Source organism: Serratia nematodiphila DZ0503SBS1 (assembly GCF_000738675.1).
GTDB classification, from domain to species: domain Bacteria; phylum Pseudomonadota; class Gammaproteobacteria; order Enterobacterales; family Enterobacteriaceae; genus Serratia; species Serratia nematodiphila.
The window spans coordinates 2,167,605-2,179,607 of sequence record NZ_JPUX01000001.1 but is presented as its reverse complement, the minus strand read 5'-3'; the positions used below and the strand labels follow the sequence as shown (position 1 = coordinate 2,179,607).

The 12,003-nt window shown below is 62.0% G+C and carries 7 protein-coding genes; all 7 read right to left on the bottom strand.

Features of this window, described 5'->3' with window-relative positions:
- Positions 1-82: 82 nt before the first annotated feature.
- Complete coding sequence (locus tag JL05_RS09990) at positions 83-1,006, bottom strand: LysR substrate-binding domain-containing protein (protein ID WP_015378793.1); 924 nt, start codon at positions 1,004-1,006, stop codon at positions 83-85.
- A 219-nt stretch (positions 1,007-1,225) separates the two neighbouring features.
- Complete coding sequence (gene glnB, locus JL05_RS09985) at positions 1,226-1,564, bottom strand: nitrogen regulatory protein P-II (protein WP_004847623.1); 339 nt, start codon at positions 1,562-1,564, stop codon at positions 1,226-1,228.
- A gap of 11 nt (positions 1,565-1,575) precedes the next feature.
- Positions 1,576-3,198, bottom strand: a complete 1,623-nt coding sequence (locus JL05_RS09980) for an NAD+ synthase (protein WP_033632314.1) — start codon at positions 3,196-3,198, stop codon at positions 1,576-1,578.
- A 130-nt stretch (positions 3,199-3,328) separates the two neighbouring features.
- Positions 3,329-4,669 (bottom strand): two-component system response regulator GlrR, encoded by a 1,341-nt coding sequence (glrR, locus tag JL05_RS09975; protein ID WP_004941361.1) that lies wholly within the window; start codon positions 4,667-4,669, stop codon positions 3,329-3,331.
- Positions 4,666-5,538, bottom strand: coding sequence for a two-component system QseEF-associated lipoprotein QseG (gene qseG, locus JL05_RS09970; RefSeq protein ID WP_050501233.1), 873 nt, complete (start codon positions 5,536-5,538; stop codon positions 4,666-4,668). The genes glrR and qseG overlap by 4 nt, the downstream gene beginning before the upstream one ends.
- Positions 5,539-5,541: 3 nt before the next feature.
- A complete protein-coding gene (locus JL05_RS09965) occupies positions 5,542-6,978 on the bottom strand; it encodes a sensor histidine kinase (RefSeq protein WP_004941357.1) in 1,437 nt (478 codons plus the stop codon).
- 887 nt (positions 6,979-7,865) lie between these two features.
- Entirely contained in the window at positions 7,866-11,756 is a 3,891-nt protein-coding gene (gene purL, locus JL05_RS09960) for a phosphoribosylformylglycinamidine synthase (protein WP_033633600.1), read from the bottom strand.
- Between the last annotated feature and the right edge of the window lie 247 nt (positions 11,757-12,003).

Below are 12,003 nucleotides of genomic sequence, written 5' to 3'. Positions count from 1 at the left end.
CAAATGTGAATAAGTTAGTTTTAATCAGCCTAAGCGAGCCTCTGGCGGGCAACAAATTCTAAATACTGAACGACGCGTTCGATTAAATCGAATGCTTAAGCCCGGCGGCGTGTTTGCTGCCGTTCTCGCGCGCGATGGTGAGGAACGGCGTCACCAGCTCCGGCCGCGCGCTGCCGCGCCGCCACGCCAACCCGATATCCAGCGGCTCCAGCAGATCGTCCAGCTTGCGCGCCTCGATCATGTTGCCCTCCAGCGACCAGGCGCGGTATGCCATGTCCGGCTGGATGGAGACCCCCATCCCCGCCGCCACCAGGCTGCGCACCGCCTCGGTCGAGGCGGTCTTCATGGCGATCTCCGGCTTCAGCCCGGCGCGCGCCCAGATGCGCCGCGCGTGCACGTCCATTTCATCGGCGTTGAGCTGGATCAGCGGCTGTTTGGCCACGTCCGCCAGGCTGATGCTCTCGTGCTCCAGCAGCGGGTGCAGCGGCGGCAGCCACAGGCGATACGGCGAGTGCATCAGCACCTCGGTCTGCAGCGCGTCGCGGTCCTCGATATTCGACAAGATCAGCACGCCGATGTCGATCTCGCCGCTGACCAGCAGATGCTCGATGTACGGGCGTTCGTCTTCAACCACCTGCACGGTGACATTGGGATAAGCCGATTTAAAGCGCGTGAGCAGTTCCACCAGGAAGTAACCGGCCACCAGGCTGGTGACGCCGATAGTCAGCTTGCCGGTCAGGCTTTCGGTGCCGATCTGCAGGCTGCGCTTGGCGTTGTCCACCGTCGCCAGGATCAGATACGACTGGCGCAAAAACTGGTGCCCCTGATGGGTCAGCGTCATGCCCTTGGCGTGGCGATCGAACAGCCGCACGCCGATCTCGGTTTCCAGCTGCTGGATCGCCAGCGTCAGCGAAGACTGGGAGACAAACACCGCCTGGGCGCCGGCGGAGATCGACCCGGTTTCCGCCACGGCGATGAAGTGGCGGATTTGGCGTAACGTCATCATGGGGGTGATTCCTCAAGCAAAAACATTGCGTTGAGTGTAGACGCCGGCCGTGAAGCGATCGGGAAAAGTGTCAAAAACGCGATAGCGTTCGCTTTTTTAGAATGCTCGCAGGCAAAAATGGGGGAAACGGCGAGGCGAAGAAGTGTGATGTACGGGGAGCAGAAATGACAAGGGCGCAGCATGCTGCGCCCTCCTGATGGCCGATGAACCTGCGGAGGATCAGATCGCTTCTTCGTCCTGCTCGCCGGTACGGATACGCACCACGCGCGCCACGTCGAAGACGAAGATTTTGCCGTCGCCGATCTTGCCGGTCTGCGCGGTTTGCATAATGGTTTCCACGCAGGTGTCGACGATGTCGTCGGCAACCACGATCTCGATCTTCACCTTAGGCAGAAAATCGACCATGTATTCGGCGCCGCGGTACAGCTCAGTGTGGCCCTTCTGGCGGCCGAAGCCTTTGACTTCGGTGACCGTCATGCCGGTGATGCCCACTTCGGCCAGCGCTTCGCGGACGTCATCCAGTTTGAACGGCTTGATAATCGCGTCGATCTTTTTCATCTTCTTTCCTTTTACCAATTTTTGCGGCCAAAACCGGATGTGATGGGGTAGCGGCGGTCTTTGCCGAAGTTACGGGCGGTGATGCGCGGCCCGACGGCGGCCTGACGCCGCTTGTATTCGTTGATGTCCACCAGGCGGATCACCTTGCGCACGATCGCTTCATCGAAGCCTTCGGCCACCAGATCGGCGACCGACTTGTCGCGCTCGACGTAACCTTCCAGGATCGCATCCAGGATATCGTACGGCGGCAGGCTGTCCTGATCGACCTGATCCGGCGCCAGCTCGGCGGACGGCGGACGATCGATCACCCGCTGCGGGATCACGTAGGAGACGGTGTTACGGTATTCAGACAGCTTGAACACCAGCGTTTTCGGCACGTCCTTCAGCACGTCGAAACCGCCGGCCATATCGCCGTACAGCGTGGCGTAACCCACCGCCATTTCGCTCTTGTTGCCGGTGGTCAGCACGATGCTGCGGCGTTTGTTGGACAGCGCCATCAGCACCACCCCGCGGCAACGCGCCTGCAGGTTCTCTTCGGTGGTGTCGCGCTCGGTGCCGGCGAACATCGGCGACAGCTGGCCCATAAAGGCGTCGAACATCGGTTCGATGGAGACAATATCGAACTCCACGCCGAGGATTTCCGCCTCTTCCTTGGCGTCGGCGATGCTGATATCCGCGGTGTAGCGGAATGGCATCATCAGCGCCTGCACCTTGTCTTTGCCCAACGCATCCACGGCGATCGCCAGCGTCAGCGCCGAGTCGATGCCGCCGGACAGCCCCAGCACCGCGCCTTTAAAGCCGTTTTTGGTCACGTAGTCGCGCACCGCCAGCACCAGCGCCTGGTACACCTGCGCCAGCTGCGGCAGTTCGGCGGCCGGATCGGCCATCGGCACCACATCCAGCTCGTTGAATTCCAGGCGGGTCACCTGCTCGTCGAAGGCCGCCAGACGGTGAGTCATGGTGCCGGCGGCGTCGAAGACCTTGGAGCAGCCGTCGAAGATCAGCTCATCCTGGCCGCCGACCTGGTTGAGGTACACCAGCGGCAGCTGAGTGCGCTGGCAGTGGCCGGCCATCAGCGTTTTGCGGATATACGGTTTTTCGCGATTATACGGCGAGGCGTTGATCGACAGGATAATCTCCGCGCCGGCCGCCTTGGCGGCGTCGATCGGCTCAGGGAACCACAGATCTTCGCAGATCAGCAGCCCCAGACGGTAGCCTTTCAATTGCACCACGCAGGTGTCGTTGCCGGCGTGGAAATAGCGCTTCTCATCGAACACGCCGTAGTTCGGCAGCTGCTGCTTGAAGTAGCGGGTCAGCAGGCGGCCTTCGGCGAACAGCGACAGCGCGTTGTACAGCTTGTCGCCTTCGCGCCACGGGTGGCCGACCAGGATCGCCGTCTCGGCGGAAGCCTGCTGCAGGCGCAGCAGCTGCGCATCACAGCGCTCATAGAAATCATTGCGATACAGCAGATCTTCCGGCGGATAGCCGGACAGCGCCAGTTCGCTGAACATGACCAGATCGGCTCCCGCCTTCTGCTGCTCCTGCACGATTTGCAACATGCGTTCGGTGTTGCCTTCAATGTCGCCGACCAGCAGGTTCAACTGGGCCAGGGCGATGGAAAGTGATCTGCTCATTTGTGTACGATCCCGCTTAATACGTTCCATGGTGCTCTACGCCGGGGCGCGCCGCGGCAAAGAGAACGGAGTGTAAATCATTCCGCCGGATTTGTTGAGAACCTGCGTGGCAGGCGCCGGCGGGAAACTGTCATTCTTTAAAATCGTTGGCGTCCAGCTCGTGGCGCGACAGCAATTTGTAAAACTCGGTGCGGTTGCGGCCCGCCATGCGCGCGGCCTGGGTCACGTTGCCCTTGGTGATCTGCAGCAGCTTGCGCAGATAGTGCAACTCAAACTGGTTGCGCGCTTCGGCGAAAGTCGGCAGCGCGGTGTTTTCCCCTTCCAGCGCCTGCTCCACCAACGCTTCGCTGATCACCGGCGCCGAGGTCAGCGCCACGCACTGCTCGATGACGTTGACCAGCTGACGCACGTTGCCCGGCCAGCTGGCGGTCATCAGCCGCTTCATGGCGTCGGTCGAGAAGCTGCGCACGAACGGCTTGTGCCGCTGAGCCGCTTCGCGCAACAGGTGATTGGCCAGCAGCGGGATATCTTCGGCGCGCTCGTTGAGCGCCGGGATCTTCAGGTTCACCACGTTGAGTCGGTAGTAGAGATCCTCGCGGAACTCGTTCTTCGCCATCGCCTTTTGCAGATCGCGGTGGGTGGCGGAGATGATGCGCACGTCAATGTCCAGATCGCGATTGCTGCCGAGCGGCCGCACCTTGCGTTCCTGCAGCACGCGCAGCAGCTTCACCTGCAGCGACAGCGGCATATCGCCGATCTCGTCGAGGAACAGCGTGCCGCCCGCCGCCGCCTGGAACAGCCCTTCGCGGCTGCTGACCGCGCCGGTAAAGGCGCCCTTGGCGTGGCCGAACAGTTCGGACTCCAGCAGCTGCTCCGGCAGCGCGCCGCAGTTGATGGCGATGAACGCCTTGCTGGCGCGCGGGCTGGCCGCGTGGATCGCCTGCGCCACCACCTCTTTACCGGTGCCGCTCTGGCCGTTGATCAATACGCTGACGTCCGACTGCGCCACCATTTTCACCTGCTCCAGCAGGCGCAGCATCAACGGGCTGCGGGTGACGATGTCTTCCCGCCAGGCATCGTCGCCGGCCGGGCTGGCCGACAGCGCGAGCGCCTCGTCGATGGCCTTGTACAGCGCATCGCGATCCACCGGTTTGGTGAGAAAGCTGAACACCCCCTGTTGGGTAGCGGCCACCGCATCGGGAATCGAACCGTGCGCGGTGAGAATGATCACCGGCATGCCCGGCTGATGTTTTTGGATCTCGGCGAACAGCGCCATGCCGTCCATCTCATCCATGCGCAGATCGCTGATCACCAGATCGATCTGTTCGCGCGCCAGCAGGCGCAGCGCTTCCTGGCCGCTTTCGGCGGTGGTGACGTGAAAACCTTCGCTGGTCAGGCGCATGCCCAGCAGCTTCAGCAGGCTGGGATCGTCGTCAACCAATAACAGGTTGGCCGGTTTGCGTGCGGTCATTGCGCGTGGGACTCCTTATTGGCAGGGTGCGGCGTATAGGTGTCTTCCGGTTCAACCGGCAGCGCAGTGCCCTTTTCCGGTTCGTCCTGCGGCTCAGCCCCTTTCGCGGCCGCGCCGTTTTTACCGGCGGCTTCGCCCTTTTGCGAGCCCGCGCCGCTGTCCGGTATTTCCCCTTGCAACTGCTTGCGCGATGAGAGCTGGCGCTCGATGTCGGTCAGGTTTTCCAGCTTGCGCGAGGTGTCCTGCAGCTGCGATTGCAAGCGCGCCTGGCTCTGGCGCAGTGAATCGATCTGGCTGTCGCTGCTTTCCTGCAGATGCTGATAACGCGCTTTCTCATCGAACAGCGTGATCTGCAGCATCTGCTGCTGGCGCCACAGCTGCGTCAGTGGACGCAGCGAACCGGGAAACTCCATCCGGTAGCTGTTGATCCTGTCGATCATCTGGCGGCGTTCGCCGGAGGTCGGCTGTGCGCTCCCCAGCAGAATGCTCTGTTTGAAAACGCCGGACCAGCTGTCGCCAGGCACCGTTTTCGCCAGCGCGCGCGCCTGGGTTGAGCCGAGGCGATCGGCGCAGTCCATCGCGCGCAGCCAGTAGAGCGCGTTATCCAGCGCGTCCTTGTCGTCCAACTGCCACAGGGTATCGCAGGCCGCGGTGCGGTAATCGATCACCTTGGTATCCGGGATCGCCTCTTGCTGCTGAGCGCTCAGGCCGCCGCTGACCGCGCGATCGACGCAGCCCGCCAGCAACAGCGGCATAAAGAAAACGGCGCCCAACCAGCTGATCGGGCGTTTGCCGAGCGGCGCTCTGTGCGTGGCACGCGGTGAACGTTCGGTCTGTGAAAGACGAAGGCGTTTAGACCATGTGTACATTATTTATTCATTCTCGGCGGTTAACGGCAGTTCAATGCGGAAGCAGACGTCTGCACCGGCGACCGTCGCCAGTTGCAGCTCACCGCGCATGCGACGGATACAGTCCTGAGCGATGCTCAACCCCAGTCCGCTTCCTTTTACCGCCCCTTTTCGCTGGTGACTACCCTGGAAAAAAGGCTCGAAAATCATGGCTCTTTCAGCCTCGGGGATCGGCGTGCCGGTATTGGCGACGTCGATTTGCACCCGTTGTCCAACCTGACGGCTGCGGATCCAAATGTTACCGGATTCCTTGCCGTAGTGCACCGCATTGGAGTAGAGATTATCCAGCACGCGCATTAATAGCGTAGGCTCTGCCCAGCAGATTTCCGCCTCCAGCGCGATTTCGGTGGAAATCATCTTCGCCCGCGCCGGCAAACTGTGCGCGGCGACCACCAAATCGACCATCTCGCGCAGCTCGACGTTCTCGTGTTCCGCCGGGCCGTCGGCCAGTTTGCGGTTGTAATCCAGCAGTTGTTCAATCAGCTGCTGCAGGTGGCGGCTGCTGTTGTCGAGGATCGCCACCACCTCTTTTTGATCGGAGGTCAGCGGCCCCGCCACCTCGTCGGCCAGCAGTTCGGTGCCTTCACGCATGCTGGCCAGCGGCGTTTTCAACTCGTGCGAGATATGGCGCAAGAACTCGTGGCGCTGCGACTCCAGCCACGCCAACCGTTCGCTCAGCCAGATGATGCGCTGCGCCAGCGAACGCAGCTCGCGCGGCCCTTTAAACGACGCGGTGCTGCCCAGCGCGCGCCCTTCCCCCAGGCGATTGATCATCCGTTCCACGGCCTTGACCGGCCCGATGATCATGCGGGTGAACAGCACCACCAGCAGCACGCTGACCAGGAACAACAGCAGCGCCTGCCAGCCGAAGAACTGACCGCGCTCGGCGATGGCCTGCTGCAGCTGCTGGCCGCGTGAAAACACCACCGCGCGCGTGGCCTGCACCATTTCGGCATTGGATCGCGAGAACGACTCGAGCAGGGCCGAGGCCTCTTGGTCCGGCCCGCTGTTATGGCATTTGATCGCCGCCAACTGGGTCAGCAACTGACGCAGCGTTTGGTAATAACGTTCGTCCGGCAGGATCGGCGCGTGGGCGTCCAGCATCTGCGAATACTGTTTGCGCTGGTTCTGGTACAGCTTCTGCAGCGTAGGATCGACCAGCACGCAGTACTGACGATAGCTGCGCTCCATCTCCAGCGCCACGCTGGTCATCGCCTCGCTGCGCCGCGCGTCCACCAGCGTGGTGCGGTTGATGTCCGCCGCCTGCGCGCTGAGGTGATCCAGGCTCTGGTAGGCTTGATAGGCCAGCACCAACAGCGGCAGCAGCACCAACAGGAAGGCCAGCAGCACCAATTGCCGCAGCGAACGGGGGAATAAACGCCATTTTTTCAACGAAATCATCTCATTCTCTCAGCTCTGTCACGATGCTAACTGACTCGCCGGAAAGAGAAAAGCCCGGCAGGGGAGAATCCTGAACGCGCAAGGAAAAAGCCGCGGGATCGGCGAAGCGCGCCCATAGGCCTGGCCTGCCGACGGCATGCGGCCCCGGTAACATCAACCGGTGCGAAAACGAGCGTGTGGGGATAGCGTCTGCGTTCGAGGGCATAGGCAACGAAACGGGCATAAGCGCAGCGTTGAGAATTGACGCCGGGGCAAGAAACTTGCCCCAACGCAAGGAAAGTGTGGATGCCCTTAAACCTCGTCCCCAGGGTGATGTAGCGCAGCGGCTGGCATCGAACAGGACGAATAGCATCCGTAAGTATCCAGGATTGATGAACCCTTCATCACAGTTGGATACAGGCGGTGCCTCACTCCACGTGTCGCCCGATGCTTGATAAAGCCGCTTGCGCGGTCTGTTATCGGTTTGGTTGGACGATAGGCACCATTTCTTTGGCATCATTCGGAGGCTTATGAGGCGATTTGCCGTCTAATTACGGCGCCGTCATAAAAAGGTGAATGAGCAGCCGCTGAGAATAATGCACGTAGCGTGCCAATTTTGCAATAAAAATAATAACACAATGATTTTATTTGAAAATAAAATTACACAAGCAAATTCACCCACCCATTACGCACTGATGAGCGATGAAAAAAACGCCGTGCTGTCGCCAAATGCAGACAACTAAAGTCAAACCTGCTTACCAACAATAAAATCAACAAGTTAAACGTCTCCATTTGGCGACAGGGAAAATGGCGCTTGTCGCAAAATGCAGACACTGCCGCCAGACGGCGAACGCCGGCCATAAAAAAGGGCGCAATTGCTTGCGCCCTCTGTACGGTGGTGACCGTTTTTAGCCCAGCTGCTTACGGGCGTTGCGGAACATACGCATCCACGGGCTGTCCTCGCCCCACTCTTCCGGGTGCCAGGAGTTGCTGACGGTGCGGAACACGCGCTCCGGGTGCGGCATCATCACCGTGGCGCGCCCGTTGGCGCTGGTCACGGCGGTGATGCCATTCGGCGAACCGTTCGGGTTAGCCGGGTAAGCTTCCGTCACCTGACCGGCGTTGTTGACGAAACGCAGCGCCACCAGACCATGGCTTTCCAGCGCCGCCAGATGCGCCGCATCGCGCACTTCGACGTGCCCTTCACCGTGGGAAACGGCGATCGGCATGCGCGAACCGGTCATGCCCTGCAGGAACAGCGACGGGCTGGCCGCCACTTCCACCAGGCTGAAGCGCGCCTCGAAGCGATCCGACAGGTTGCGCACGAAGCGCGGCCAGTGTTCGGCCCCCGGGATCAGCTCACGCAGGTTGGACATCATCTGGCAGCCGTTGCATACGCCCAGCGCCAGCGTCTGCGGACGGTGGAAGAACGCTTCAAACTCGTCGCGCACCCGCTCATTGAACAGGATAGACTTCGCCCAGCCTTCACCGGCGCCCAGGACGTCGCCGTAAGAGAAGCCGCCGCAGGCCACCAGCGTGTGGAAGTCCTGCAGATCGCGGCGCCCGGCCAGCAGATCGCTCATGTGCACGTCCACGGCGTCAAAGCCGGCGCGGTGGAACGCCGCCGCCATTTCAACGTGGGAGTTCACCCCCTGCTCGCGCAACACCGCCACTTTCGGGCGAGCGCCCTTGGCGATGTACGGCGCGGCGATGTCTTCCTCGGGTGCGAAGGTCAGCTTCACGTTCAGGCCGGGATCTTGTTCATCCTGCTTGGCCTGATGTTCCTGATCGGCGCACGCCGGGTTGTCGCGCAGGCGCTGCATCTGCCAGGTGGTTTCCGCCCACCAGGTGCGCAGCGTATTGCGGCTTTCGCTGTACAACGCCTTGCCATGTTGGTTGATGACGAAACGATCGCCGGCCTGCGCGCTGCCGATCTGATGCACGTTGTCGGTCAGCCCATGCTGAGCGAACGCCTGCTTCACCTCGTCGAGACGTTCGGCGCTCACTTGGATCACCGCGCCCAGCTCTTCGTTGAACAGCACCGCCAGCGCATCGTCGCCGAGGCCATCGAGGTTAACCTCTACGCCGCAGTGACCGGCGAAGGCCATCTCCGCCAGCGTCACCAGCAGGCCGCCGTCGGCGCGGTCGTGATAAGCCAGCAGCGCGCGATCGGCCACCAGCTGCTGCATGGCGTTGAAGAAGCCCGCCAGCTGCGCGACATCGCGCACATCGGCCGGTTTGTCGCCCAGTTGGCGATAAACCTGCGCCAGCGCGGTGGCGCCCAGCGCGTTATGGCCGTTGCCCAGGTCGATCAACAGCAGCGCGCTGTCGCCCTTATCGGTGCGCAATTGCGGCGTCACGGTGTGGCGCACGTCTTCCACGCGGGCGAAGGCGGTGATGACCAGCGACAGCGGCGAGGTCATTTCGCGCTGTTCGTCGCCTTCCTGCCAGCGGGTTTTCATCGACATGGAGTCTTTGCCCACCGGAATGGTGATGCCCAGCGCCGGGCACAGCTCTTCGCCCACCGCTTTCACCGCTTCGTACAGGCCGGCGTCTTCACCCGGGTGGCCGGCGGCGGCCATCCAGTTGGCGGACAGCTTCACGCGCTTCAGGCTGCCGATTTCCGTGGCAGCCAGGTTGGTCAGCGCTTCCCCGACCGCCAGGCGGCCGGAGGCGGCGAAGTCCAGCAGCGCCACCGGCGCGCGTTCGCCGATCGACATCGCCTCGCCGTAATAGCTGTCCAGGCTGGCGGTGGTGACCGCGCAGTCGGCCACCGGGATCTGCCAAGGGCCGACCATTTGGTCACGCGCCACCATACCGGTGACGGTGCGGTCGCCGATGGTGATCAGGAAGGTTTTCTCCGCGACGGCCGGCAGATGCAGCACGCGCTTCACCGCGTCGGCCAGCGTGATGTCCCCACGCTGCACCGCCTGGCCCTGCGCCTGCAGACGGGTGACATCGCGGGTCATCTTCGGCGTTTTGCCGAGCAGCACGTCCAGCGGCATGTCGATCGGTTGGTTGTCGAAGTGGCGGTCGTTCAGCGTCAGATGTTGCTCTTCGGTCGCTTCACCGATCACCGCATAAGGCGCGCGCTCGCGGCGGCAGATCTCGTCGAACTGCGCCATCTGCGCCGGGGCGATCGCCATCACGTAACGTTCCTGCGATTCGTTGCACCACACTTCCAGCGGGCTCATGCCCGGCTCGTCGTTGAGGATATCACGCAGCTCGAAGCGCCCACCGCGGCCGCCGTCGCTCACCAGCTCCGGCATGGCGTTGGACAGGCCGCCTGCGCCGACGTCATGGATAAACAGGATCGGGTTCTGGTCGCCCAGCTGCCAGCAGCGGTCGATCACTTCCTGACAGCGGCGTTCCATTTCCGGGTTGTCGCGCTGCACCGAAGCGAAGTCCAGATCGGCATCGGACTGGCCGGACGCCATCGAGGACGCCGCGCCGCCGCCCAGGCCGATATTCATCGCCGGGCCGCCCAGCACCACCAGCTTGGCGCCGACGGTGATTTCCCCTTTCTGCACGTGATCGGCGCGGATGTTGCCGATGCCGCCCGCCAGCATGATCGGTTTATGGTAGCCGCGCAGCTCGACGCCGTTATGGCTGTTGACGCGCTCTTCATAGGTGCGGAAGTAGCCCAGCAGCGCCGGACGGCCGAATTCGTTGTTGAACGCCGCGCCGCCCAGCGGGCCTTCGGTCATGATGTCCAGCGCGGTGACGATGCGTTCCGGTTTGCCGAAGTCCTGCTCCCACGGCTGTTCAAAGCCGGGAATGCGCAGGTTGGACACCGAGAAGCCCACCAGGCCGGCCTTCGGCTTGGCGCCGCGGCCGGTGGCGCCCTCGTCGCGGATCTCGCCGCCGGAGCCGGTCGCGGCGCCCGGCCACGGCGAAATCGCCGTCGGGTGGTTGTGAGTTTCCACCTTCATCAGGATGTGCGCGTCTTCCTGATGATAATCGTACGTGCCGTTCTCCGGCGCGGCGAAGAAGCGGCCGACCTGCGAACCTTCCATCACGGCGGCGTTGTCTTTATACGCCGACAGCACGTAGTCCGGCGTCTGCTCATAGGTGTTTTTGATCATCTTGAACAGCGATTTAGGCTGCTGCTCGCCGTCAATGATCCAGTCGGCGTTGAAAATCTTGTGGCGGCAGTGCTCAGAGTTGGCCTGCGCGAACATATAGAGTTCGATATCCGTCGGGTTGCGCCCCAAACCGGTAAAGGCATTCAGCAGGTAGTCGATCTCGTCCTGCGCCAGCGCCAGGCCGAGCCGGACGTTGGCTTGCTCCAGCGCGGCGCGCCCTGCGCCCAGCACGTCGACCGACTGATACGGCGCCGGCTGATGGTGCGCGAACAGCTGTTCGGCCTGTTGCAGCTCGCTGAAGACGGTTTCCATCATGCGATCGTGCAACAGCGCGGCGAGCTGGCGCCACTGGGTTTCCGTCAGCTCGGGCGCCTTGACGTAGAACGCCAGGCCGCGCTCCAGGCGCAGCACCTGTTGCAAGCCGCAGTTGTGGGCGATGTCGGTGGCTTTGGAAGACCAGGGAGAAATGGTGCCCGGACGCGGCGTAACCAGCAACAACCGGCCTTCGGGAGCGTGTTCGGCGAGAGAAGGACCGTACTTGAGCAGACGCTGAAGCTTGGCGTGTTCTTCGGCACTTAGCGGTGCGCTGACATCGGCAAAGTGGACGTACTCGGCGTAGATATCACTGACGGGCAGGTGAGCGTCCTGGCAGCGGGACAGCAGTTTGGTAATGCGAAAAGCCGATAAAGCGGGCGAACCACGCAGAATTTCCATAATCAAAGTTCTCTCGTCTTCGAAGCGAAGGATAAGACGCTTCATTGGGCGCAACAGGGGAAAACGCGCGTCATTATAGAGAATCCTCGGCGCCGACGAAACCGTTTGCGTAGGGATTATTGATAAAAGCATGCCGCACCGTCGAATTGTCATAACGTGTCAATAAAGTTGCACACTGGCGTTTTGTTGCGCAAAATGCCCCCCGCACTGGTGATTTAACCATGAGAAAAGTCGCGGTTGTCGTCGC